This is a genomic window from Hymenobacter busanensis (genome assembly GCF_008727865.1).
Classification (GTDB): Bacteria; Bacteroidota; Bacteroidia; order Cytophagales; family Hymenobacteraceae; genus Solirubrum; species Solirubrum busanense.
In genome coordinates, this window is record NZ_VTWU01000002.1 from 109,672 (window position 1) to 134,269 (window position 24,598).

At 62.3% G+C, this 24,598-nt stretch carries 23 protein-coding genes; 14 read left to right on the forward strand and 9 right to left on the reverse strand.

Annotated elements, in window-relative coordinates; genetic code table 11:
* Window positions 1-41: 41 nt before the first annotated feature.
* The 3 genes from F0P96_RS04985 to F0P96_RS04995 form a co-directional block, all read right to left on the reverse strand.
* Window positions 42-1,754 carry a PA14 domain-containing protein gene (locus tag F0P96_RS04985; RefSeq protein ID WP_151077729.1) on the reverse strand — a complete coding sequence of 571 codons (1,713 nt, stop codon included), beginning with the start codon at window positions 1,752-1,754 and terminating at the stop codon, window positions 42-44.
* A 333-nt stretch (window positions 1,755-2,087) separates the two neighbouring features.
* The gene (locus F0P96_RS04990) at window positions 2,088-2,900 is read right to left on the reverse strand and encodes a ParA family protein (RefSeq protein ID WP_151077730.1); all 813 of its coding nucleotides are present in this window, start codon (window positions 2,898-2,900) and stop codon (window positions 2,088-2,090) included.
* Between the two features lie 91 nt (window positions 2,901-2,991).
* On the reverse strand, window positions 2,992-3,672 hold the full coding sequence (locus F0P96_RS04995) for a metal-dependent hydrolase (protein ID WP_151077731.1): 681 nt from the start codon (window positions 3,670-3,672) through the stop codon (window positions 2,992-2,994).
* An 87-nt stretch (window positions 3,673-3,759) separates the two neighbouring features.
* On the opposite strand from F0P96_RS04995, the gene F0P96_RS05000 reads away from it, so the two are divergent.
* Window positions 3,760-5,445 carry an ABC transporter substrate-binding protein gene (locus F0P96_RS05000; protein ID WP_151077732.1) on the forward strand — a complete coding sequence of 562 codons (1,686 nt, stop codon included), beginning with the start codon at window positions 3,760-3,762 and terminating at the stop codon, window positions 5,443-5,445.
* Window positions 5,446-5,526: 81 nt separating this feature from the next.
* Here the strand turns inward: F0P96_RS05000 and F0P96_RS05005 are convergent, their stop codons facing one another.
* The 3 genes from F0P96_RS05005 to F0P96_RS05015 all read right to left on the reverse strand — a co-directional run bounded on the left by F0P96_RS05005 (window position 5,527) and on the right by F0P96_RS05015 (window position 10,767).
* On the reverse strand, window positions 5,527-6,807 hold the full coding sequence (locus tag F0P96_RS05005; RefSeq protein WP_151077733.1) for a DUF6438 domain-containing protein: 1,281 nt from the start codon (window positions 6,805-6,807) through the stop codon (window positions 5,527-5,529).
* A 138-nt stretch (window positions 6,808-6,945) separates the two neighbouring features.
* Window positions 6,946-8,778 carry a membrane protein insertase YidC gene (gene yidC / locus F0P96_RS05010; RefSeq protein WP_151077734.1) on the reverse strand — a complete coding sequence of 611 codons (1,833 nt, stop codon included), beginning with the start codon at window positions 8,776-8,778 and terminating at the stop codon, window positions 6,946-6,948.
* 333 nt (window positions 8,779-9,111) lie between these two features.
* Window positions 9,112-10,767 carry a CTP synthase gene (locus tag F0P96_RS05015; protein ID WP_151077735.1) on the reverse strand — a complete coding sequence of 552 codons (1,656 nt, stop codon included), beginning with the start codon at window positions 10,765-10,767 and terminating at the stop codon, window positions 9,112-9,114.
* 362 nt (window positions 10,768-11,129) lie between these two features.
* On the opposite strand from F0P96_RS05015, the gene F0P96_RS05020 reads away from it, so the two are divergent.
* The 10 genes from F0P96_RS05020 to lepB all read left to right on the forward strand — a co-directional run bounded on the left by F0P96_RS05020 (window position 11,130) and on the right by lepB (window position 19,609).
* Window positions 11,130-11,474, forward strand: a complete 345-nt coding sequence (locus tag F0P96_RS05020; RefSeq protein WP_151077736.1) for a hypothetical protein — start codon at window positions 11,130-11,132, stop codon at window positions 11,472-11,474.
* A gap of 188 nt (window positions 11,475-11,662) precedes the next feature.
* A complete protein-coding gene (locus F0P96_RS05025) occupies window positions 11,663-12,265 on the forward strand; it encodes a YdeI/OmpD-associated family protein (protein ID WP_151077737.1) in 603 nt (200 codons plus the stop codon).
* A 100-nt stretch (window positions 12,266-12,365) separates the two neighbouring features.
* Window positions 12,366-12,848, forward strand: coding sequence for a YdeI/OmpD-associated family protein (locus tag F0P96_RS05030; RefSeq protein WP_151077738.1), 483 nt, complete (start codon window positions 12,366-12,368; stop codon window positions 12,846-12,848).
* 141 nt (window positions 12,849-12,989) lie between these two features.
* Window positions 12,990-13,580, forward strand: coding sequence for a helix-turn-helix domain-containing protein (locus F0P96_RS05035; RefSeq protein WP_151077739.1), 591 nt, complete (start codon window positions 12,990-12,992; stop codon window positions 13,578-13,580).
* Between the two features lie 172 nt (window positions 13,581-13,752).
* Entirely contained in the window at window positions 13,753-14,160 is a 408-nt protein-coding gene (locus tag F0P96_RS05040) for a hypothetical protein (protein ID WP_160620436.1), read from the forward strand.
* A 105-nt stretch (window positions 14,161-14,265) separates the two neighbouring features.
* Complete coding sequence (locus tag F0P96_RS05045; RefSeq protein ID WP_151077741.1) at window positions 14,266-15,621, forward strand: D-alanyl-D-alanine carboxypeptidase/D-alanyl-D-alanine-endopeptidase; 1,356 nt, start codon at window positions 14,266-14,268, stop codon at window positions 15,619-15,621.
* 220 nt (window positions 15,622-15,841) lie between these two features.
* The gene (locus F0P96_RS05050) at window positions 15,842-16,786 is read left to right on the forward strand and encodes a ParB/RepB/Spo0J family partition protein (protein ID WP_151077742.1); all 945 of its coding nucleotides are present in this window, start codon (window positions 15,842-15,844) and stop codon (window positions 16,784-16,786) included.
* Window positions 16,787-16,803: 17 nt separating this feature from the next.
* Window positions 16,804-17,508, forward strand: coding sequence for a DUF5683 domain-containing protein (locus F0P96_RS05055; protein ID WP_151077743.1), 705 nt, complete (start codon window positions 16,804-16,806; stop codon window positions 17,506-17,508).
* A 21-nt stretch (window positions 17,509-17,529) separates the two neighbouring features.
* Window positions 17,530-18,249, forward strand: a complete 720-nt coding sequence (gene dapB, locus F0P96_RS05060) for a 4-hydroxy-tetrahydrodipicolinate reductase (protein WP_151077744.1) — start codon at window positions 17,530-17,532, stop codon at window positions 18,247-18,249.
* Window positions 18,250-18,451: 202 nt separating this feature from the next.
* Window positions 18,452-19,609: a signal peptidase I gene (gene lepB, locus F0P96_RS05065; protein ID WP_151077745.1), complete on the forward strand. Its 1,158-nt coding sequence runs from the start codon at window positions 18,452-18,454 to the stop codon at window positions 19,607-19,609.
* Window positions 19,610-19,687: 78 nt separating this feature from the next.
* Here the strand turns inward: lepB and F0P96_RS05070 are convergent, their stop codons facing one another.
* Entirely contained in the window at window positions 19,688-20,350 is a 663-nt protein-coding gene (locus F0P96_RS05070; protein WP_151077746.1) for a uracil-DNA glycosylase, read from the reverse strand.
* A 126-nt stretch (window positions 20,351-20,476) separates the two neighbouring features.
* Between F0P96_RS05070 and apaG the strand changes: the two genes are divergently transcribed.
* Together apaG and F0P96_RS05080 are read left to right on the forward strand one after the other, a co-directional pair.
* Complete coding sequence (apaG, locus tag F0P96_RS05075; protein ID WP_151077747.1) at window positions 20,477-20,863, forward strand: Co2+/Mg2+ efflux protein ApaG; 387 nt, start codon at window positions 20,477-20,479, stop codon at window positions 20,861-20,863.
* Window positions 20,864-20,963: 100 nt separating this feature from the next.
* Window positions 20,964-21,767, forward strand: coding sequence for an O-methyltransferase (locus F0P96_RS05080; RefSeq protein ID WP_151077748.1), 804 nt, complete (start codon window positions 20,964-20,966; stop codon window positions 21,765-21,767).
* 130 nt (window positions 21,768-21,897) lie between these two features.
* Here the strand turns inward: F0P96_RS05080 and kdsA are convergent, their stop codons facing one another.
* Both kdsA and F0P96_RS05090 read right to left on the reverse strand, forming a co-directional pair.
* Entirely contained in the window at window positions 21,898-22,722 is an 825-nt protein-coding gene (gene kdsA / locus F0P96_RS05085; protein ID WP_151077749.1) for a 3-deoxy-8-phosphooctulonate synthase, read from the reverse strand.
* A gap of 137 nt (window positions 22,723-22,859) precedes the next feature.
* Window positions 22,860-23,462 (reverse strand): methyltransferase domain-containing protein, encoded by a 603-nt coding sequence (locus F0P96_RS05090; RefSeq protein WP_151077750.1) that lies wholly within the window; start codon window positions 23,460-23,462, stop codon window positions 22,860-22,862.
* A gap of 126 nt (window positions 23,463-23,588) precedes the next feature.
* Between F0P96_RS05090 and F0P96_RS05095 the strand changes: the two genes are divergently transcribed.
* Window positions 23,589-24,536, forward strand: coding sequence for a hypothetical protein (locus F0P96_RS05095; protein WP_151077751.1), 948 nt, complete (start codon window positions 23,589-23,591; stop codon window positions 24,534-24,536).
* The last annotated feature ends 62 nt before the right edge of the window (window positions 24,537-24,598 follow it).

Here is a 24,598-nt window from a genome sequence, read left to right on the forward strand (position 1 = left end):
CCAGCAGTGGGAGCCGCCCGTTGCGTTGGTGCGCGGTGGCGTTAGTTGCCGTTGCTGGTGGCAGGCACCCCCTGTGCCGACGACGACCGTAGCTGCAGCTGCTGGCGCGTGGTGGTAGCGCCCACGGTCAGGCGGAGGTTGTAGTCGCCGGCGGGCAGGCCGGTGAAATCGAGCGTTTGGTGGTGGTTGCCCGCGGGCCGCCGGCGGTAGTCCGACACCCGCACGGCGGCGCCGCGCTGGTCGTAGAGCACCCAGCCCATCGGAATTTCGGCGGGCAGGGTGTAGGCCAGCTGCACAATGCCGTTGCTGGGGTTCGGGTAAATGCTCATGTTGTTGGCGCCGATGCCCGGGCGTCCGGGCATGCCCACCGGCATTCGTTCCTCTTCGGCCTGCACGGCCTGCAAGGTCCACATTTGGTTTTCCTTGCCGCTGTAGCGCCACTGCTGCAGCCCGCCCTCAATCGAGTCTTTGGCCGTCAGGGCTTTGTTGCTGTGCTTGGCCAGCAGCTTGTAGTAGCCGTGCTCGGTGGGTTCGATGCGCCAGAGCTGGTTGTTACCGCTGTAGTAGGTCCACAGGTTGAGGTTGGCGCCGTTGGACGTGGAGCTGCCCAGCACCTCCAGCACCTTGTTGTTGCCCGGCACCAGGAGGCGGTAGTACCCGTTGCCAAGGCTTTCGATGCGCCATTGCGGGGCACTGCTGCGGCCGCCGTCGACGGCTACCGTGCCGGCTACGGCTTGCTGGTAGGCGCGGCTGTTGGGCCGCGACGGGTCAATGACTTCCAGCGGCTTGCGGGTGGTGCGCGAGGTCAGTACGTACACGCCGGGCGCTACAACGGCCGGGGCATTGGCCGTGGTTGCCTTAACGCTCTTGGCTTCGGCTTCCACCACTTTGGCACTGGCTTTATCGGCCTTTGTTTCGGCCTTTTCCACCTTGCTTTCGGCCTTTTCGATCTTGTTTTCCGCTTTGGTTTCGGCTTTGGCGACCTTGGTTTCGGCCTTGCTCACGCTGGCTGCTGCTTTGGCAACTTTGGGCTCCGGCTTTTCGGCCGGCGCTACCGGGGCAGGTGCAGCCGGGGCGGCCTGCACAGGCGCGGCAGCCGCGGGCGTAGTTGGTGCCGGGGTTGCGGCTACCGGCATCGACACGCCGGCCGGGTCGGGCGTGGTGGGCGAGCCGAGCGGGTACAGGTAGGCCGTGGGTATCAGCTGCGCGGCTTGGCCGGGGCCCACCCACATCAGCTGAATCTGCGCGTCGCCCTCGGCATCGGTGTACTCAATTTTGATGGTGGCCTTTTCGCCCGCCGCCAAGCCCACCGAGCTGGCCGCCCGAAAACTCCCCCGGCTGGCCTCCCAAGTATCCAGCACTTTTTTGCCGTTGATCCACAGCCGCACCTCGTCGCCCGATTGAGCAATGAAACGGTAACTGCCCGTGGAAGGCGCGGCCAACAGCCCTTCCCAGCGCACCGAAAAGTTGTCGTCGGGTAGCCCGGCCGCCGGGGCGCCTTTGCCCCAGTTGAAATCAATGGCCGCATCGACGCGGCGCAGGGCCGGGGCACCGGCCAGGGTGCCGTTGGTGTAGTAGCTAGCGGTGAGTCCCGACCCAGCGCCCTGCCACGGCACTATTGGGCGCGCTTTCGATGCTTCAGAAAATGCCGCCAAGGGCTTCGGGTGAAGCGCGGTACCGTGAGCGGCTCCTACCATTTGGGCGTTGCCAGCGCTTAAGCCGGCTACCAGCGAGCAGAGTATCAGTCGACGCACAGAATCTGAGTTTGAAGTCTCCCCGTTGGCAAAGCGCCAATCGGTGCCTTGAATCTACAGGTTATCGATCAGTTGTACCACCCCTCAAGGTGACAGATTCTCATAAACGTCTCATTTTCATATACCACCACTCAAAAACCCAAACAACCAGCCGGGTTTTTGTCCCATTCGCCGCGGCTCGCCGTTGGGCTACCAGGTGCCCGGCCCGGCGTTAGCCGTGTTTCCCAGATCCAAAACACTCGGCTATGCCCCAGCCTGCCCATAGCCCCAAAACAAACCGGCGGCCCTTGTGGGGCCGCCGGTTGGCATGGTGTAGTTCGTTGAGTCGGCTGCTTATGCTGCGTCGTCTTCGGCGTAGGCCGCGCCGCCGCTGCCGGCCACGATGTTTTTCTCCACGATTTCGCGGGCGAGGTTCAGGTAGCTGATCGAGCCTTTGCTTTCGGCGTCGTGCAGAATGACCGGAATGCCAAAGCTCGGCGACTCCGACAGCTTCACGTTGCGCGGAATGATGGTATCGAACACCAGTTGTTGGAAGTGGGTTTTCACTTCTTCCACCACTTGGTTGGAGAGGCGCAGGCGCACATCGTACATCGTCAGCAAGATGCCTTCGATGTCGAGGGCCGTGTTCAGGCGGCTCTGGATGATCTTGATGGTGTTGAGCAGTTTGCCCAGGCCTTCGAGGGCGAAGTATTCGCACTGCACCGGAATAATCACCGAGTTGGCCGCCGTGAGGGCGTTGACGGTAATCAAACCCAACGAGGGCGAGCAGTCGATGATGATGAAGTCATACTGGTCGGCAATGGGCGCCAGGGCCACCTTCATCTTCTCCTCCCGGTTCGGCAGGTTGATCATCTCCACCTCGGCCCCCACTAGGTCGATGTGCGAAGGCATCAGGTCGAGGTGGGGCAGGATGTTGGTTTGCAGGATGATGTCCTGGGCGTTGATGCCGTCGACCATGCACTCGTAGATGCTGTGCTGGATGTCCTTGGGGTCGAAGCCCACGCCGGAGGTGGCGTTGGCCTGCGGATCGGCATCCACCAGCAGGGTGCGGTATTCCAGCGCCGCCAACGAGGCCGCAAGGTTGATGGACGAGGTGGTTTTGCCCACGCCGCCTTTCTGGTTGGCTACCGCAATGATTTTACCCATGTGTGTTCAGTTGTCCGTGGCCAGTTGCCAGTTGCCAGGTTACAGTTTACGAAGGTAGGAAACTGGCAACTGGCAACTGAAAACCGGCAACTCAAAGATTAATCGTTTGCCCGATTTCCATCAAGACCAACTCAATGCCGGCCTGCTCAGCCTTGCGCAGCGCGGCCTCGCGGTCGATTTTGATGACGGGGAACGTGTCGAAGTGCATGCCGATGACTTTCTTAACGCCCACCCACTTGGCGGCCGTCAGGGCGTCGTCGATGCCCATGGTGTAGTTGTCGCCGATGGGCAGCAGGGCTACATCCAGTTTGTGCTGCTCGCCGAGGAGCTTCAGGTCGTAGGTCAGGGCCGTGTCGCCGGCGAAGTACAGGTTGCCTTCGGCCGTTTCGAGCACGAAGCCCGCCGCAATACCGCCGTAGGAGCCGTCGGGCATGGAGGAGCTGTGCAGCGCCGCCACCATCTTTACCGAGCCGAACGGGAGCTTCAGGCGCCCGCCGATGTTCATACCGTACTCGGCCTTCAGGCCTTGCTTGCCAAACCAGCCCATTACCTCGGCCACGCCCACCAGCTTGGCGCCGGTGCGCTGCCCGATTTCGGCAACGTCGGCCACATGGTCGCCGTGGCCGTGGGAGAGCAGAATGTAGTCGGCTTCGATGGCGTCCACGTTCACGTCCTTGGCCAAGGGGTTGGGCCGGATGAACGGGTCGAACAAGAGGCGCGAGCCGCCCACGTGCAATCCGAAGCAGGCGTGACCGTAGTAGGTGAGTTCCATGGAGCGAAGCTAGCAGTGAAGTACGGCCGCGGCGGCCCGCAGATTTCGCCGTACTTTGCTACAAATATACACCTCTTTCCCGTTCGCATGCCCCGCTTTTTGGCCTGTTTGGGGCCGTTTCGGGCTTCTGCAGCCCTGCTGCTGAGCCTAAGCTTTTTAGCCAGCTGCGGCACCACCGAGCAGCCCGCCGACGAGCGGCGCGTGTTCCGCTACAACCAGCCCGAGGCCCTCACCTCGCTCGACCCGGCCTTTGCCCGCAGCCAGGCCAACATCTGGGCCGTCACGCAGCTCTACAACGGCCTCGTGGAGCTTGACGACTCCCTACGCCCCGCCCCGGCCCTGGCCCGCCGCTACGACATCAGCCCCGACGGCCTGCGCTACACCTTCGTGCTGCGCCCCGGCGTGCGGTTTCACGATTCGGAGGTGTTCCCCAGTGGCAAGGGCCGCGCGGTGACGGCGCCGGACGTGGTGTATTCCTTCCAGCGGCTGCTCGACAAGCCCACGGCCAGCCCCGGCGGCTGGATTTTCCGCGGCAAGGTACTCGAAAACGCCGCCGGCGAGCCGTCCGACACGGCTTTCGTGGCCCCGAACGACTCGACGGTGCGGGTGTATTTGAAGGAGCCGTTCATCCCTTTTTTAGGCATTCTGACGATGCCCTACGCCTACGTGGTACCGCGCGAGGCCGTGGCGCGCTACGGCAAGGACTTTCGCGAGCATCCGGTAGGCACCGGGCCGTTTCAGTTTCGGCGCTGGGACGAGGGCTCGGCCATCGTGTACCACCGCAACCCGCACTACTGGCGCCGCGACGCCCAGGGCCAGCCCCTGCCCTACCTCGACGCGGTGTTGATTTCGTTTATTTCCGACCGCAAAACCGAGTTTCTGACGTTTCAGCAGGGCAAGCTCGATTTCCTCTCCGGCATCCGGGAAGGCTCCCGCGACCTGGTGATGAACCCCGATGGCTCGGTGCGCGAGGATTTTGCGGGCAAGTTTCGGCTGCAGAAGGTGCCCTACCTGAACACCGAATACCTCGGCTTTCAGCTTGACCCCGCTAACCTGCGCGGCGAAGCCAACCAGCCAGCCCTGCGCGACCGGCGCGTGCGGCAGGCGCTCAGCTACGCCATCAACCGGCCCGAATTACTGGCTTATTTCATCAACAACGTGGGGCGGCCGGGCACCTCGGGCTTCGTGCCGTCGTCGTTGCCGTCGTTTGACGAGAAAGCCGTGCCGGGCTACACGTACCAGCCGGCGAAGGCACGTGAGCTGCTGCGCGCGGCCGGCTACGGCCCGGGCGGCAAGCCGCTGCGCCTGCACCTGAGCACGGTGGTGGAGCGCAAGGAAATCTGTGAGTACCTGCAAAAGAAGTGGGCCGAATTGGGCATCGACGTGGCCATCGACATCAACCAGGCCGCCGCGCACCAGGAGCTGGTCGACAACGGCCGGGCGGCGTTCTTCACCAAGAGCTGGCTAGGCGACTACCCCGACGCCGAAAACTACCTGGCGCTGTTCTACAGCCCCAATTTCAGCCCGGCCGGCCCCAACAAAACCCACTTCAAAAGCCCAGCCTACGACAAGCTCTACGAGCAGGCCAAGCTGGAGCGCAACGACCAGCGCCGCTGGCAGCTCTACCAAGCCATGGACCGGCTGGTGGTGGCGGAAGCCCCCGTTTTGTCGCTCTACTACGACGAGGTGGTGCGCCTCACGCAAAACAACGTGCACGGCCTCACGCCCAACCCCATGAACCAGCTGGTGCTGGAGCGCGTGCGCAAGGACTAAGGCCGCCGAGTGCGGGTAAACGGCAAGCGGGCCGGAAGCAGCTGCTTCCGGCCCGCTTGCCGTTGGTTGGTGTTGTGCAGCTTATTGTTTCGGGCCGCCGCTCACCTTCCCTACTTCGAAGTCGATGAAGTTGAGCAGGGCCATTACCTCGTCGGGGGCGCCTTGCTCCACCTGCACGGTCTTGCGGTTGATGGTCAGGTAAGTAGAGGGCATGTCGGTAGCGCCGCTCAGGTACTGGTCTTGCAGCTTGCTGAAACCTACCTCCTGGGCCTGACGGAGCATTTCGGTTACCGTGGCAGCCGGGAGCTTCAACTCGTAGGTGCCTTCTTTCGCCACGTTGCGGTATCCCACGTAATGCACCCGGCCGCTGGCCCAAATGCTGGCCTCGTAGTGCGGGCAAGGGCCGAAACAGGGCGTTTTACGGAACACAATGACCGGTGCTTCTTCGCTGGCTTCGCCGCGGCCGGGGCTGCTGGTTTCCATGCTGGCCATCGGGCCTTCCTCCACGGCTTTCACCGTGCCGCCGCTGCCCATGGGCTGATCGGCGGGGTTGGTGGCCGGGGTCAGGCGCGTCCGGATGTTTTTCCGAATGGGCGGCTCGGGCTTGTGGCCCCCGGTTTCGTAAACGGGCGACTGTTCCCCTTCGGGTTGCTGCGTCACGCCTTCGGGCCGTGCCGGGGGCTCTGGCTTATGTCCGCCGGTTTGGTATACCGGTTCCCTTTCCAGTTTGGGGCCGCCGGCCGGGCTGGTGCCCGCAGTCGTTTCGGGCTGGTGCCCGATGCTGTGGGACGCCCCTACCGCCGGGGGCTCGGGCTTGTGCCCGCCCGTTTGGTACACCGGCTCTTTCTCCAGCTTGGTGCCGCCGGTGGTGCTGTTGCCGCTCGGCGGCTCGGGCTTGTGGCCGCCGGTCTGGTATACCGGCTCTTTTTCCACCTTGGTGCCACCGGTTGCGGTACCGCCAGCGGGCGGCTCTGGTTTATGGCCACCGGTTTGGTACACGGGCGGGCGCTCTACTTTGCTGCCGCCCGAGTTGCCCGTTGGCGGCTCGGGCTTGTGGCCGCCGGTTTCGTAAACGGGCGGGCGCCCACCGCCGGTGGGTGTTTGGGGGCGCACCGGCGGGCGAGTGGCAGGCGGGGTGGTACGCACAGGGCCGGGCTGCGTCGAGCCGCTGCTGGCGCCGTTTCCGGGGTACGAGCCGTACACCGGTCCGGGCGTGTTACCACCACCGCTGTATACTACGTCGCCGCCGTAGGGGCGCGGGCCGCGCTGCTTGTCGGTCACGTAATAATTGACGGTGCAGGCCGGCAGCAGGGCGGCGCTCAGCAGCAAAGCGGTCAGGTAAGCGGGTATGGGTAGACGCATGGCTGTAAGGAGAAAGGGGTCTGGTTCGGCAATTTCCAAAAAGCGGACCAATACCGCGGAAGTAAAATATTCGGCAACAAAAAAGCCTCCCGGCGCGTGCACCGGAAGGCTTTAAATGCTTGACAGCGAAGTTGAAAATTATTTTTTCTTCGGCTGCGGCTGCTTCTTGGCTTCTACTTCGCGCTCCTGCGCGGCCTTCATGGCTTCGGCCAGGCGGGCCTGGAAGCCGGCGGGCTTTTTGTCTTTGTTTTTCTCTTTGTTGGCCTGCAACTGGGCGTGCAGCTTGTCTTCGTCCACGAAGCGGCGGGTAATGGCCTGCTGGGCGAACGTCACGATGTTTGACACGAAGTAGTACCAGGTCAGACCGGCCGGGTAATCGTTCAGCACGAAGAAGAAGATGAGCGGCATGAGGTAGCTGTACACCTTCATGGGGCCCTGCATGGCCGAGGGGTTCAGCTGGTTGCTCTGCCAGGTCATGAGCAGCGTAGAAGCCGTCATCAGCAGCGTAAACAAGCTGATGTGGCTGCCCAGGTACGGCAACTCAAACGGCAGCCGAATGGGGGCGTCGTAGGTGCTCAGGTCTTTGGCCCAGAGGAACGACTCGCCGCGCAGCTCAATGGCATTCGGGAAGAACTGGAACAAGGCCAGCAGCACCGGAATGGTAGCCAGCATCGGAATGCAGCCGCTCAGGGGGCTGGAGCCGGTGCTTTGGTAGAGCTTCATGGTTTCGCTCTGCACCTTCATCTGGTCGTCGCCGTACTTTTCCTTGATGGCGTCGACCTCGGGCTTGAGCACCCGCATTTTGGCCTGCGAGAGGTACGACTTGTACACCAGCGGCCAGAACAGCAGCTTGATGAGCACCACCAGAATGACGATGATCAGGCCGTAGGAGCTGATGAACTGCTCCAGGAACGAGAAGACCGGAATGACCAGAAAGCGGTTGACGTAGCGGAACACGCCCCAGCCCAGGTACACGTTGCGCTCGAAGTTGGGCGCTACGGCTTTTAGGGTGGAGAACTTGTTCGGGCCGAAGTAGTACTGCATCTGCGCACCGGCGGCCGACTGCGCTTCGGCGCCGGCAATCTGCACCGTGCTTTGCAGCGTCTTGATGAAGGTGCTGTCGGGCAGCGACACGTTGGAGTTGAACTTGCCCGTGGGGAATTCCTTGCCGGCAATCAAACCAGCCGTGAAGAAGTCGTGCTTGTGGCCTACCCATTTCACGGGACCGGGCGCGGTTTGCTCCTCGGGCTTTTCGCTGGCTTCGGCAATCGAGCCCAGGTCGTCCTCGGCCAGGTAGTAGTTGATGGTCGAGTGGTTGCGGTTCTGTTTGAGGCTCTGCTCGGTGTGGCGCACGCGGTCGAGCCAGGTCAGCGTCAGCGGCTCGGCGCTTACCACGCCGCTCAGGCCTGCCAGCTTCAGGTTGTAGTCAATCTGGTAGCTGTTGTCGAGCAGGGTGTAGGTCTGCAGCACCTGCTGACCGGGCGCCAGCTCGGCCGTGAACGTCACGCGCTGGCCTTTCTTCTCTCCCTCAGCCACCGGCTGCGCGCCCGACGAGCGGAAGAACAGGCTGGAGAGCTTCACCTTGCGGCCGTCCTGCAGGGGCAGCTGCACGTCGATGTTGCCGCTTTGCTTGTCGAGCAGGTAGAAGGGCTGACCGAAGAAGGTTTTCTCTTTGTTGAGCATTACCACCTCGGGACGGCCGCCCTGGGTCGAGAGGGTTACCGTCAGCTTGTCGTTGCGCAGCTCCACGGTTTCGGCAGTGCCTTGGCCGGCGGCGGCAAACGCACCGAGCGTGCGGGCCCGGGCCGCCGAGTCGAGCGGCGCGGGCGCGGCGGGCGTGGCGGCTTGGGCGGCCGTGGTGGTGGTAGGCTTGGCGGCTTGCTCTTCGGCCGGCTTGGGCTTGAAGAAAAACAGGTAGGCCAGCAACAGCGCCGAAATGAGCATGAGGCCAGTGGCCTGATTCTTATCCATGAATGGACGGGGTATTGAGTAAAAGGCAGTTAGAACCGGTTAGCGGCCCAGCGCTGCCAAAACGAGGCGCAAAAGTACATGACAATCAGCCAACTGCCCACAACCGATTTGCTATCGACTGAGGTTCCACGGGTTACAACAACCGGGCGCATCGGTAGGCGGCTGCCAAATTGGCCGGGGGCAGCGCAGCTTCAGCCCAATCAGCCTTGTCCTTAAGGCCGTCATGCTGAGCTTGCCGAAGCATCTCTACCGCTTCGTTGAGTCGTTCGGTAGAGATGCTTCGACAAGCTCAGCATGACGTTCTGGTACGGCTTCGGGTCAGCCGATTTATCCCTACACGGCCACCAGCTGCTTGTGGTGCTGAATGGCGGCACGCACGAAGCGCACGAACAGCGGATGCGGGTTTTGCACGGTGCTTTTCAGCTCGGGGTGAAACTGCCCGGCCACAAACCACGGATGGTCGCGCAGCTCAATCATTTCCACCAGGCCGGTGTCGGGGTTGGTGCCCGAGGCCACCATGCCGGCTTCTTCGAATTGCCGCAGGAACTCGTTGTTGAACTCGTAGCGGTGGCGGTGGCGCTCCTCGATGTGGTTACGGCCGTAGGCTTTGGCAGCCTTCGAGCCTTTGCGCAGCTCGCAGGCGTAGGAGCCCAGGCGCATGGTGCCGCCTTTCTGGGTAATGAGCTTCTGCTCGGCCATCAGCCCGATAACCGGGTGGGGCGTTTGCGGGTCCATTTCGGTGGAGTTGGCGCCTTCCAGCTGGAGCACGTTGCGGGCAAACTCAACCACGGCGCACTGCATGCCCAGGCAGATGCCGAAAAACGGAATGCCCTCTTCGCGCACGTACCGAATGGCGGCCAGCTTGCCCTCGAAGCCCCGCTCGCCGAAGCCCGGCGCCACCAGCACGCCGTCGACGCCGTGCAGCAGCTGGGCCACGTTGTCGGGCGTGATGTGCTCCGACTGAATCATGCGCACCGACACGCGGCACTCGTTTTGGGCGCCCGCGTGCACAAAGGCTTCCAGAATGGACTTGTAAGCGTCGGGCAGCTCCACGTACTTGCCCACCAGGGCCACGGTCACTTCCTCGGTGGGGTTTTTCAGCTTGCCCAGGAAGTCTTTCCAGATTTCCAGGTCGGGCTCGGGCGCGCCGCCGGTGAGCTTCAGCTTCTTGATGACGCGCTCGTCGAGCTTTTCCTTGCGCATGAGCAGCGGCACCGAGTAAATGCTGTCGGCGTCGAGCGACTCGATAACGGAGTTGATCTGCACGTTGCAGAACAGCGCAATTTTCTTGCGCATCTCCGGGGGAATGGGGTGCTCGGAGCGGCAGACGAGGATGTCGGGCTGCAGGCCGGCCTCGCGCAGGTCGCGCACCGAGTGCTGGGTGGGCTTGGTTTTCAGCTCGCCGGCCGCTTTCAGGTAGGGCAGCAATGTGAGGTGAATCACGAGCGAGTCGTGCGGGGGCAGCTCCCAGCGCAGCTGGCGCACGGCCTCCACGAAGGGCAGGCTCTCGATGTCGCCGATGCAGCCGCCGATTTCGGTGATGACCACGTCGAACTCGCCGTGCTGGCCCAGCAGCAGCATCCGGCGCTTGATTTCGTCGGTGATGTGGGGCACCACCTGCACGGTTTTGCCGAGGTAGGCACCCTCGCGCTCCTGCCGAATCACGGTGTCGTAGATGCGGCCGGTGGTCACGTTGTTGGCCTGCGAGGTGGGCGTGTTTAAGAACCGCTCATAATGGCCCAGGTCGAGGTCCGTCTCCGCGCCATCATCCGTGACAAAACACTCGCCGTGCTCGTAGGGGTTGAGCGTGCCGGGGTCGATGTTGATGTAGGGGTCGAACTTCTGGATGGTGACCCGGAAGCCGCGGGCTTGCAAGAGCTTGGCCAACGAGGCCGAGATGATGCCCTTGCCCAGGGAGGAGGTAACTCCGCCGGTGACAAAAATGAACTTGGCCGTTGCAGCCGGGGGGGTGGGGGTTCGGTCTGGCATAACGGGAAACAAAGGTAGGGAAAGAGTTGGGGCTTCCCGGTCTTTGTTGCCCGTTCTGCGCGGGGCAGGCGGCTAGCTGTTGCTGCGGCTCGGCCTATACCCGCAACTGGTGCCAATAGCGGCAATAGCACCACCGGTAGCTATATTGCCGAAGGTTTCTTGCGGGCTAAACCGATATAACCGAAACTCAAAAGCTGTTGCCAGTTTCGGCAATAGGAATGTTGTGTGCTATACTTTGATACAGCGTTTAACATTAAAGTAGGACACATCAAAAAGACCTTTAATTTTAGCAAAAACAATTAATATTTATGAGGGTCTATTTGTGGGGTTTTTTGACAATTGTTTTGACTTCCTGCATATATATGAGGAAGCCTGCTGAAATCATTTCTTCCCCTTCTGGAGAATATAGTTTAAAGATTGATTTAAACAAAGACAAAACGGCCAGAACTAAGTATGACTGCATTTTACTGACTTTATATGACAAGGAAGGTAAAGAAATAACAAAGCTGCAAACAGGAGCATCAAATAACATGAAATGGGCCGTAGGCTGGTATTCCAATAAAGACACAATAATTGTGAACAGTAAAGACATAGGCACTCACGCTTATCATCTAACGGACAAAAAGCAACTTGACACACTTACTATAACACAGGACATAAATTCGATAGCTGAAAATCTTCTTAATAAGAAGTATGCCGGTCGTTGAGGCTGACAGATAAGTACAGCACACAACAGTGTGTTTATAAAATTGTGGCGGGACGTTAAGCATTTGACTTTAAATCACTATTTTGCTTTTGTGGTTAATTGAACCTGACGTTTTTCAATTGCCACAACTTCATAAACACTGAAACGTTGCCCAAGTAATTATTTTAATTCGTGACATAACCTCTCCCCATGAACCCCAAAACCGACTTCTATTTCCGCAAAAACGAGCAATGGCAAGCCGAACTAGCCCAGCTGCGCCGGATTGTGCTCGACTGCGGGCTGGAGGAAGAATTGAAATGGGGCGTGCCGTGCTACTCGTTTCGGCAGCGCAACGTGCTGCTGCTGCACGTCTTTAAGAACTACTGCGCCCTGCTGTTCATGAAAGGCGCACTGTTGCAGGACGCCGACGGCCTGCTGGTGCAGCAAACCCGCAACGTGCAGGCCACGCGGCAGGTGCGGTTTACCGCGGCCGCCGACATTGTGGCGCTGGAGCCCACCCTGAAAGCAACCATCTACGAGGCCATTGCGGTGGAAGAAGCCGGCCTGCAAGTGCCCTACAAACCCACCGCCGAATTTGCCATGCCAGCGGAGCTACAGCAGCAGCTGACCGCCAACCCGGCGCTGCAAGCCGCTTTTGACGCCCTCACGCCGGGGCGGCAGCGCGGGTACCTGCTGCACATCGGCGAGGCCAAGCAGGCCAAGACCCGGGCGGCGCGGGTAGAAAAGTGCACGCCGCTCATATTGGCGGGCAAAGGCTTGCAGGACGACTACTTTACTTCCCGCCGCCGGTAACCCCCTGCCAAGGCATTCGGTTGCTTTTCGGCCCGCTCGTTTCCGCTCGCGCCGAGGCTATTGCCCACCAGACTACTTCCACCACAACACGGCGACGCGCATGCACCGGTTTGAAGCGCCCATTGACCTGATTGGCATCAACCCCTTCGTGTGGGTGCCCGACGACATCCTGCTCGACCTCTTCGCGCAGGCCGGCACCAGCAAAGGCCCCATTCCCATTTGCGGCACGGTGAACGGCAAGGCGTACACCCAAACGCTGGTGCGGTACCAGGGACACTGGCGGCTGTACATCAACACCGCGATGCTCAACCATTCGCCCCAGCGAATTGGCGAAACCATCGACCTCACCATTGCCTTCGACCCGGCCGACCGAACGATTGCGCCCCACCCTCGGCTGGTGCAGGCCCTGGCCGACTGCCCCGACGCCAAGCGGGTGTTTGACGGGCTGGCCGCCTCCCGGCAGAAGGAAATCGTTCGGTACATTGCTTCGTTGAAAACGGAAGAAAGCATTGCGCGGAACGTCGCTCGGGCTATCGACTTTTTGTTGGGCAAGGGCCGCTTCGTGGGGCGCGACAAGGCCTGACGGCAACTCGCAACTGGGTCTTTGCTGGGCGCGTTGCCCTACACCAAACGCGTGCCGCTGTAGGGTATTTTTCTTCTTCAGCGCAAACACCCTACACCAGTTGTAGGGTATTTTTGTTGGCGAACAGCAATACCCTACACTATGCCCCGCCCTGCTTCCCCTTCCGATACTGCAATAGCTGCTGTACGAACACACTTTGGCCTTAGCCAACAGGAAATGGCCGCGTGGCTGGGTGTCGGTGAAGCCCAGGCCGGCCACCTCGAAACGGGCCGGCGCGGCCTCTCCCCCGCCGCCGCCGAAGCCCTGGCCCCGCTGGTGCGGCAGCTGCCGCCGCCCGATGCGCCCTCGGCGCTGGCCGCTGCCCCTCCCCCGCTGGCGCTGGGCCGGCCCGAAGCCGCTCCGCTCGAAGCGCGCCTCGACTACTGCCAGCACCACGCCCGGCGGCTGCGGCGGCAGTTGAAGCCCCTCGAAGCCCAGGCCGCCGTAGCCGCCCGCTGGGCCGAGGCTTTGCCCGCCATCCGCGCCGCCTTGCCCGCTGCCCCCGCCGCCGAGCCCGACGCCACCGCCGATTGGGCCGGCTGGCACAACTGGTTTCGGCACCGCTGGCTGGACAAGCGCCCCACGGCTCTGCCCTCGCATCAGAGCGCCCGCTACCACCTGCTGCGCCTGCAGACCGAAGCCCTCGAAACCGAAGCCGCCGCACTGCAAGCCCTGCTGCCCACTAATGCCTGACGGGATTTCGCTAGGCACTACTTTCTTTTGCAAAGTGCAAGCTTACATCATCGATTGATCGACCATATATTTAAAATATATCCACTGAACTTGCCATAATTCCAATCATTGTTACATTTAAGCAGTACCATTTTCCACCATTTATTCTCGTCTGACCGTCATGGCCTACGATGTGAACACCCTTAAAACCCGGCCCCAGTGCCTGGAAGCTAAAGACAAGTTGGAAGCCGAGCTGGACGGCTACCAAAACCGCAATCAGAACCTGGATTTCCAGGACCGGCGCGACGGCCGTACCGACGCCTCCACCGCGCAGCGGCTAGCCAAGGCCACGAGTCAGGTGACCTACCTGACGGAGCAGCTGGCCAACACCGGCCTGTCGGAGAAGGACCGTTTGCGCTTCGAGGACCAGCTAGATACGGCCACGTACCAGCAAAAGCGGCTGAGCCGACGCGCCACCAACGCTGGCGGCGCGGAGGATTTTCTGGCCGAGGTCGACGCCGACCAGGTGGACGCCCAGGTAACGCTGCTGAGCGGGGCCATAGCCGCCGTGCAGGCCCGCCACGACGCGCTGCCGGCGTAGAGCCCGGTACGAGTTCCACGAAAGCCCCCGGCCAAGGGGCCGGGGGCTTTTTTGTTGCCGGCTGCGGCGCCCAACTCGCGGCCGCTGCCGTAGCTTAGACGCCCCATGCGTCGCTCGATTCTCCTGCTTGCCGGTTTGGCCCTGTCGGTTTCCCTCGCCACAGCCCAAACCACGCCGCCCACCATTCCGCCGCCCCTGCCCGCCGCGCCTGCCGACTGGCTGCTGCGCGAGCTGGAAGCCTCGCCCGTGCTGCGCCAGCACCACGCCGGCCTGCAGCTCACGGCCGTAGCCACCGGCCAAAGCCTGCTGAGCTGGCACGCCGAGCAGTATTTCACCCCGGCCAGCACCCAGAAGCTGCTCACGCTCTACGCTGCGCTGCGCATCCTGCCCGACTCGGTGCCCAGCCTGCGCTACCTCGTGCGCGGCGACACGCTCCTGTTTCGCGGCACCGGCGACCCTACCCTGCTGCACGGCGACGTGCCCTCGGCGCGGGCCTACCAGTTTCTGCGGCAGTGGCCCGGTCCGCTCGTGCTGTGCCCCACGCCCTACGCCGAGCCCGCCTACGGCCCCGGCTGGACCTGGGACGACTACCCCTACTATTTCCAGCCCGAGCGCGGCGCGTTTCCCATCTACGGCCACACGGTGCGCTTCTACGCCCGCCAGCCCGGCCGCGCCCCGTTGGTGCTGCCCCGCGTGTTTCGGCCCTGGGTAACGCCCGCCCCGCCCGGTGCCACCAGCCCCGACCACATCCGGCGCGACCTGGAAGCCAACCGCTTCCAGTGGTTTGCCTCACCAAAGGCCTGGGTCGATGAAACGCCCTTCCGCACCAGCCCCGAGTTGCTGCTCACGCTGCTGCGCGACACCCTGCACCGCCCCGACGTGCAGCCCGGCCGCTGGCGCCTGCGCCCCGGAGAGCAGGCCCGCGTGCTGCACGGCCTGCCCGTCGATTCGCTCTACCGCCGCACCATCCGCGTGAGCGACAATTTTCTGGCCGAGCAAACCCTGCTGCTCTGCTCGGCCCAGCTCGGCCACGATACCCTCAGCGCCGGCCGCGTCATCCGGTACGTGCGCCGGCAGGGCTGGCTGCGCGACCTGCCCGACTCCACCGCCTGGGTCGACGGCTCGGGCCTCTCGCGCCTCAACCTGACCACCCCGCGCAACCAGGTGGCCCTGCTGCTGAAGCTGCACCAGCTGGTGCCCGAGCCGCGGCTGCTGAGCTTGCTGGCGGCCGGCGGCGGGCAAGGCACCCTGCGCCGCGTGTACCGCCCCACCGACCGGAAAGCGTGGCTGTGGGGCAAAACCGGCACGCTCAGCAACAACCACACGCTCTGCGGCTACCTGCGCACCACCTCGGGGCAGCTGCTGGCCTTTAGCTTCATGAACAACAACCACTTGGCCGAAACCACCGTGGTGCGCCGCGAGATGGAGCGGCTGCTGACGCTGGTGCACGAGCGGCTCTAGACGGGCCTTGGGCGGCAACGGCCCAGCACCCAGCCGGTGCCTCACCCAAAGCCCAGGCGAGGCGCAGCAGAAAATGTTCCACGAATAGTTAGTTAACATTCAGCCACTTAAATACCAGCCGGTCTAATGTTCCACAAAAACTATAGGTTCTTTCCCGGTGCTTTCTGCTATTTTTGATTTCCCATCGGCCGCTATTTGGCCGGCAGGTTCTTGAGCGAGTATGTCAGAGAAGCACGAAGAGAAAACCGCCCCGACGCCGTTGCCGAAGCGCCGCGTAGGCGGCCTGGGCCGCGGGTTGAACGCCCTGATCGAAGGCAGCTACGAGAAAAAGGGCGAACGGCTGGTGCCGCACCCCGCCAACTCGGTGGGGCTGATTCCGGTGGAGCAAATCGAAGCCAACCCCTACCAGCCCCGCACGCACTTCGACCAGGACGCCCTCCAGGAACTGGCCGAAAGCATCCGCATTCAGGGCATCATTCAGCCCGTAACGGTGCGCCAGACCGGTCCCGCCGCCTACCAGCTCATTTCGGGCGAACGGCGTTTGCAGGCTTCCAAATTGGCGGGCCTGGAGACCATTCCGGCCTACATCCGCAAGGCCGACGACCAGCAAATGCTGGAAATGGCGCTGATTGAGAACATTCAGCGCGAAAACCTCAACGCCATCGAAATTGCCCTCAGCTACCAACGCTTGGTGAGCGAGTGCAACCTGAAGCAGGAAGAGCTGGGCGACCGGGTGGGCAAAAACCGCTCGACGGTAACCAACTACCTGCGCCTGCTCAAGCTGCCGCCCGCCATCCAGATTGGCCTGCGCGACACGCTCATTTCGATGGGCCACGCCCGCGCCCTGCTGAGCGTGGAAGACGGCCAGCAGCAGCTGAACCTGTTTGAGCGCATTGTGGCCGAAGATATGTCGGTGCGGCGCGTGGAGCAGCTGGTGCGCCAGGGCCTCTCGCCCGCGCCCAAAGCCACGCCCGGCGTGCAGCCGCAGGGCGAGCAGCCCGTAGTGCCGCCGGCCGAAATCAAACGGGCCGAACGGCACTTGTCCGACCGCTTCGGTTCGCGCGTACAAGTAAAACCCACGGCGCAGGGGCGCGGCGAAATTCGCATTGCCTTCGACTCGGCCGAAGACATGCACCGCATCCTGAACATACTGCAACCGGCGTAGCCTGCGTTGGGCCAGTTATGAGCAATTCGCGTTTCCATGGCCTCCCGGTGGCCCCACTGCTGCTGGCGGTGGGGCTGCTGCTTTTCCCGGCGGCCCGCTTGCAGGCCCAAACCGTCACGGCCGGGCCCGACTCCGCTCGGGTGGCTACGTCCAGCAAAGCCGTGGCCGATTCGCTGCGGCGTACCGAGCGGCTCTTCGGCCTGCGCATGACGCGCCCCACCAAGGCGGCGGTGCTGGCCATGGTGCTGCCCGGCGCCGGGCAGGTGTACAACCACAAGTACTGGAAACTGCCGCTGGTGTACGGCGCCCTGGGCCTGACGGTGTACGGCGAGGTGTTTTACTACGGCCGCTACCTGGAGTTCAAGAAGGGCTACGAGATACGCCAACGGCGCGTGCTGCTGAAAGACCCCACGTTGCTCGATACCGGGCCGAACTCGGGCCAGTACACCAACACCACCGAGGGCGACGCCACCCAGCAGCGCGTGTTCTACGCCTACCGCAACCGCCGCGACGTGTTTTTTGCCTACATCGGCCTGGCCTATGGGCTGCAGATAGTGGATGCGCTGGTAGATGGCCACCTGCACGATTTCGACATCAGCGAAGACCTGAGCCTGAACTGCCGGCCCCACCTGATGCTGCCCGGTGTGGGCCTGCCGCCCACGGCCGGCATGGCCCTTACCTTTACGCTGCACCCGCCCAAGCCGGCGGGGGCACGCCGCTAATTCCCCGACGTTTCTTCCCTTATGAAGCTTTTACTGATTGGCTACGGCAAAATGGGCCGTACCATCGAGGCGCAGGCCCTGAGCCGCGGCCACCAGATTGCCGGCATCATCGACCCCTCGCACCCCGACGTGAAGCTGGCCGATTTCGGTTCGCACAACGCCGACGTGGCCATTGAGTTTACCCACCCCGACGCGGCTTTTGCCAACGTAACGGCCTGCCTGCGCCAAGGCCTGCCGGTGGTGTGCGGCTCCACGGGCTGGCTGCACCGCTTCCCCGAGGCCAAGGCCTTGGCGCAGGAAACGGGCGGCTCGTTGTTCTACGCTTCCAACTACAGCGTGGGCGTGAACCTGTTTTTCCACTTCAACGAGTACGTGGCGGCCAAAATGCACCAGTTCGGCGGCTACGACGTGCAGGTGCGCGAAATTCACCACGTGCACAAGGTCGACCAGCCCAGCGGCACGGCCCTGACGGTGGCCGAAGGCATTTTGCGCCACTACCCCGAGAAGAAAACCTGGCGCAACGATGCCGCCGAGTCGCCGCAGGAGCTGGCTATTCTGTCGGAGCGCTCGGGCGAGGTCGTGGGCACGCACATCGTCACGTATTCGTCCAGCGCCGACGTGCTGGAGCTGAAACACGAGGCCTTGTCGCGCGAGGGGTTTGCGCACGGCGCGGTGCTGGCGGCCGAATGGCTGCCCGCGCACCAAGGCGTGTTTGGCATGAAAGACCTGCTCGGGCTGTAGCTCCGCCGCGGTTGGCGGTTGGCGAGTACCAGCCCTTTGGGGGGCCGCACACGCTTTCGGGCCGGTCGTCGTTTAGGCGTCGAAGCCGAGCTGCCCAAGGCTGAATGTTGACTCTGGCTACCGAAAAAAACCGGATATTCAGCCGCCTAATTATTCTCTCCCGACATTTTTGCGGACGTGCTTGTCGTCCTTTTGTTTGCACATGGCAGTTACCTTCTGGAAGAAAAAAGAAGCCGAGCAACCGGCCAAGCCCAAGAGTTTCTGGCGCGAGTGGGGCGACGCTATCCTGTTTGCGGTGGTGGCGGCCACGCTCATTCGCTGGGCCACCTTCGAGGCCTACACCATTCCCACGCCTTCCATGGAGCACTCTTTGCTGGTGGGCGACTACCTGTTTGTGAGCAAGCTGCACTACGGCCCGCGCACGCCCCAAACGCCCCTGCAGGTGCCCCTGACGCACCAAACCCTGTGGGGCACCACGCTGCCCAGCTACTCCGACGCCATTCAGCTGCCCTCCTACCGCCTGCCGGGCTTTTCGGAGGTGAAACGCAACGACGTGGTGGTGTTCAACGTGCCTTTTGAGGACCAGCACCCCGCCGATTTGCGCACCAACTACATCAAGCGCTGCGTGGCCGTGGCCGGCGACGTGGTGGAAGTGCGCAACCAGCAGGTGTACGTGAACCAGCAGGTGAACCCCACCCCGCCCGAGTCGCAGACGCGCTACTACCTGCAGGTGAGCGAACCGGTGCGCCCCAAGATTTTTCAGGAGCGCGGCGTGGTCGACTACAACTCACCCGACGGCACACCCATGCTGGGTGCCCTGCCCGACGGCACGGCCGCCTACATGGCCGACATGACCGCCACCACGGCTGCGTTCTTCAAGCAGCAGCCCTACGTGAAGGGCATCATCAAGGAAGATTCCGAGGTCGGCAAAGCCGAGCTGGACGTGTTTCCCAACAACCCCGACTACCCGCACAGCACGCCTTCGCAGGTGGTAGCCTGGAACCGCGACAACTACGGCCCGCTGCAGCTGCCCAAGAAGGGCCAGACCGTGCAGCTGACGGCCCAGAACGTGCCCATCTACCAGAAAATCATTCAGCGCTACGAGCACAACGAAGGTATTACGGTAGCCAATGGCCAGATTCTGCAGAATGGCAAGCCCCTGACGAGCTACACCTTCAAGCAGAACTACTACTTCATGATGGGCGACAACCGCCACGACTCCCTCGACTCGCGTTACTGGGGCTTCGTGCCCGAAGACCACATTGTGGGCAAGGCCGTGCTCATCTGGATGTCGGTGGACCCGCACGCTTCGTTCCTGAGCAAGATTCGCTGGAGCCGCCTGTTCCACACCATCGACTAGGCTGCCCGACCAGGCCCAAGCCCAACGGCCCGCTGGATATGCGTCCAGCGGGCCGTTGCTGTTAGCAGCGCCAGCCGCCTACCACTGAATTGGCTGTTGCCCGTGCTTTTCGAGGTACGCGTTGGTTTGGCTGAACGGCCGTGAGCCGAAGAAACCTTTGTCAGCGGCGTAGGGCGAAGGGTGCGCGGCTTTCAGGATGAGGTGCTTCCGGCTGTCGATGAGTTCGGCCTTTTTCTGGGCGTAGGCGCCCCAGAGGATAAACACCACATGCTCCTTCTGCTCCGAAACCTTGCGAATGACGGCGTCGGTGAACTCCTCCCAGCCGCGTTTCTGGTGCGAGCCGGCCGTGGCGGCGCGCACGGTGAGCGTGGCGTTGAGCAGAAGCACGCCTTGCTCGGCCCACCGGTCGAGGTTGCCGTCGGGCGGGCGGGGTGTGCCCAGGTCGCTTTCCAGCTCCTTGAAGATGTTGATGAGCGAGGGCGGCGTGCGCACCCCGTGCTGCACCGAAAACGCGAGGCCGTGGGCCTGCCCGCGCCCGTGGTAGGGGTCTTGGCCCAGGATAACGACTTTCACCTGATCGAAGGGGCAGGCGTCGAAAGCGTGGAAAATCTGGTTGCCGGCTGGGTACACCGTTTGGGTGGCGTACTCGTCTTTCACAAACTGAATAAGTTGCTGGAAGTAGGGCTTTTCGAACTCGGGCTGTAGCACCTTGCGCCAGCTTTCTTCTATCTTTACGGACATACCTCTGCGGTTTTTGGGGTCGGCAATCAGGGCCAAACGTAGCCCCGTTGCGTACGTAAACCAAAACCGAAAGGCTGCTGTTAGCCTCCTTGGTATCTTCCTTCCCGCCGTCTACACCCAGCCGTCATGAATTCGACCACCACGCAAGGCGTTACGGTCAGCGTTTCGACCAGCTATTTGCCCGACTACTCCAGCCCCCAGCAGGAGCACTTTGTGTTTGCTTACAAAATCGACATTCGCAACCGCAGCGAGTACACCGTGAAGCTGCTGCGCCGCCACTGGCACATTCACGACGCCAACGGCGTGGTGCGCGAGGTGGAAGGCGAAGGCGTGGTGGGCCAGCAGCCTACCCTCGAGCCCGGCGACGCCCACCAGTACGTATCGGGCTGCAACCTGAAAACCGGCATCGGCAAGATGCGTGGCACCTACCTGATGGAGCGCGTGGCCGACGGTCGTACCTTTGAGGTCGACATCCCCGAGTTTACCCTCGTGGTGCCGTTCCGTCTGAATTAAATCACCTGGCTAAATGGCTGAATGGTTGACTGGCTGGTCGTTCTGAAACGTTGGAACGGCTGGCCAGTCAACCATTCAGCCATTTAACAATTCTTCTCCCTTGCTTCACCACGCCCTGCGCTACATCCGCTTCTGGCTCCGCTCGGGGAATGCACACGGGTTGCATTCCCCGTTTGTTTTTGGTCTCTACACCGACGTGGTGCTGCACACCGGCTCCTTCGCCGCCTTCGAACCCGTTGAGCAGCGCCGCCAGGCGCTGCTCAACGACCGGCGCCGCCTGCGCATCACCGATTTCGGCGCGGGTTCCCAAACCGGGGCGGGAACCGAACGCGAGGTGCGCGCCATTGCCCGCTCGGCCGCCAAACCGCCCCGGCTGGCGCAGCTGCTGTTTCGGCTCGTCAACCGCTTTCGGCCCGCCACCATTCTGGAGCTGGGCACCTCGCTGGGGCTGACGACGGCCTACCTGGCCGCAGCTTCATCGAAAGCCCGGGTGTTTACGCTGGAAGGCTGCCCGCAAACGGCTGCCGTGGCCCGCGAAACCTTGCAGCAGCTCGGCATCGGCAACGTGCAGCTCACCGAGGGCAACTTCGACCACACGCTGCCGCAGGTGCTCCGGCAACTACCCGGCCCGCTCGACTTCGCCTTCTTCGACGGCAACCACCGCTACGAGCCCACCGTGCGCTACTTCGAGCAGTGCCTCCCCTACCGCACCGACGCCTCCGTGTTCATCTTCGACGACATCCACTGGTCGGCCGAAATGGAGCAGGCCTGGGCCGCCATCAAAGCTCACCCCGAGGTGACGCTGACGGTGGACTTGTTCTTCATCGGCCTCGTGTTCTTCCGCAAAAGCCAACCGAAACAGCACTTCACGCTGCGTATCGAAGCGCGCGGGTTGGGCGTGTAATCAACCTCTCCTGTCATCCTGAGCGTGAGCGAAGGACCTTCTCACGTTAGAACAATGGTTGTTCAGCGGTGAGAAGGTCCTTCGCTCACGCTCAGGATGACAGATAAGTACAGTAACCACCAACAAACGGTTAGCGCACGGCGTCGCGCACGCGGGTGAGCTTCTCGAGCAGGGTTTGCAGGCGGTCGAGCTGGAGCATGTTGGCACCGTCCGACAGCGCCGTGGCGGGCGTGGGGTGGGTTTCGATGAACAGGCCGTCGGCGCCCACGGCAATGGCGGCTTTGGCAATGGTTTCGATGAGCTGGGGCTGGCCGCCGGTTACGCCGCTGCTTTGGTTGGGCTGCTGCAGGGAGTGCGTCACGTCCATCACCACGGGCACGCCAAAGGCACGCATGGTGGGCAGGTTGCGGAAATCGACCACCAGATCGGAGTAGCCGAAGGAGTTGCCCCGGTCGGTGAGAATCACGTGCGGGTTGCCCGACTGCTGCACCTTGTCAACGGCAAACCGCATCGACTCGCCCGACAAGAACTGGCCCTTTTTCACGTTTACCACCTTGCCGGTTTGAGCCGCGGCCACCAGCAAATCGGTCTGGCGGCACAGGAAAGCCGGAATCTGCAGCACGTCCACGTACTCGGCGGCCAGGGCAGCTTCATCCGATTCGTGGATATCGGTGACGGTGGGCACGCCGATTTCGCGGCCGACTTTCTGCAGAATGCGCAATGCGGTTTCGTCGCCGATACCGGTGAAGGAATCCAAGCGCGAGCGGTTGGCCTTGCGGTACGAGCCCTTGAAAATAAAGGGAATCTGGAGCCGGTCGCAGATGGTGCGTACCTGCTCGGCAATGCGCAGGGCCATGTCTTCGCCCTCGATGACGCAGGGCCCGGCCATCAGGAAAAACTGGCCGGAATTGGTGTTGCGGAAATGAGGAAGCGCAGTGGCGAGGGTTTCTAGCATGAGAAATTGCGGCGGAAGGCCGGTGAGACGTGGGATGTAGCGCGAGCTTTCAGTTCGCGTGTCGTTGCCAATGCCGCGACGGTTGTCGTTCTGCAATACGCGAACTAACAGTTAGCTTCGCTGACCTGCGGTTCGCGCTACGAAGCTTTGCGCTGTAAACAAATGAACAGCTCCCGGCCGGCGCGGGGCTTGATGGAGTTGTGGGCCGTATCGAAATGCACGAAGTCGAAGTACGGCGCGAAGTAGGCGCGGTATTCCTCGCGGCTGCCGCCGAAGGGCGGCTCGTTGCCGGGGCCCACGGGCCCGTCGAACAACAAGCCCACGAGCTTGCCGCCGGGCCGCAACAGCTGGGCGCATTGCCGGGCGTAGGCGGGCCGCTGGCCGGGGTCAAGGGCGCAGAAGAAGGTTTGCTCCACAATAAGGTCGAATGGGCCTTGCAGGGCGAAGAAATCGGCCAGCAGCAGGTGCTCAGCCGGGAAGTCGGGCACGCGCGCTTGCAGGGCTTCCAGAGCTTCGGGCGCAATGTCGGCCACGAATACGTGGGGCCAGCCGTGGCGGTGCAGCCACTCGGCTTCGTAGGCGCGGCCGGCGCCCGGAATGAGGATGCGACGCTGGTCGGGCGCGCCGAGCTGAGCGAAGTACGCCCGGAGCGGTTCGGTGATGGTGCCCACGTCCCAACCGTCGCGGCCGGCGTGGTAGCGGGAGGTCCAATAAACGGCGTCGAAAGGCTGAGAATCCATGCAGGAAGTGGGCTACCGAGGGCTCCAAAAGTTGCCCGGGGATAATATCCGTCTATTTTTGCCGTAAAGGTAACGTCGGGGTCCTACTTGAAACAGGCCCGACTTCATTCACTTCTCCCCGTTGCTATGGAACAAGAGCAGGCTCCCGAACGCCGCAATAATAACCGCATCCTGCTGATTGTGGCGTTGTTTCTCGTGCTGCTGGGCATCAACGGCATTCTGTTCTACATGAACCAGCAGAAGGCCAAGCAAAACGAGCAGCTCACCACCGACATCAAGGCCAAAGACCTCAAGCTGGAAGAGCAAATCAAGCAATACGAAACCCTCAAGGGCGATTTTGAACGCCAAAGCCAGGAGCTGCAGGGCATGGGCCTGGCCAACGACTCCCTCGAAGCCAAAATTGCCAGCATCAACGCCGATTTGCTGAAGCTGCGCTCCTTCCGGGCCGGCTCGTTCTCTCTATCCGATCAGAAACGCTTTCAGCAGCGCGCCCAGAACTTTGAGCGGCAGTTGCGCCAGAAAGACGAGGAAATTGCCCAGCTGAAAAAAGACAACGAGACACTCTTCACCGAAACGCAAACGCTGAAGGACCGCCAGAACCGCCTCACCGACACGCTCACGACGGTAGCCAAGTCGAACCAGGAACTGAGCGAGAAAGTGGCCATTGCCTCGCGTCTGCAGGCCGAAAACATTCGCATTGGCGTGATTAACCGCCGCAACAAAGAGGACTCGGACGACGACAACGAGTTCAAGGCCAAGAAGGTCGAGAAAATCAAAGTGACCTTCAACCTGAGCCGCAACGACGTGGCGCCCAAGGAAACCAAGCAGATTGTGATGCGCCTGCTGGAGCCCGATGGCTCGGCCCTCTACAACCTGAGCACCGGCGGCGGCACCTTCATTTCGGAGGGCAACGAGGCCTTCTACACCGCCAAACAGGAAATCGTGTTCGACAACACCCGCCAGGGCGTGCAGTTTGTGTACGCCAAAGGCGCCGACTACAAGCCCGGCCAGCACACCGTGGAGCTGTACGCCGACGGCTACATGATCGGCAAGGCCAACTTCACGCTGAAGTAGTAGCCCGCACACAGCCTCCGACGTTTGCTCCCGCAAAAAAGCCCCGCCAGAAATCTGGCGGG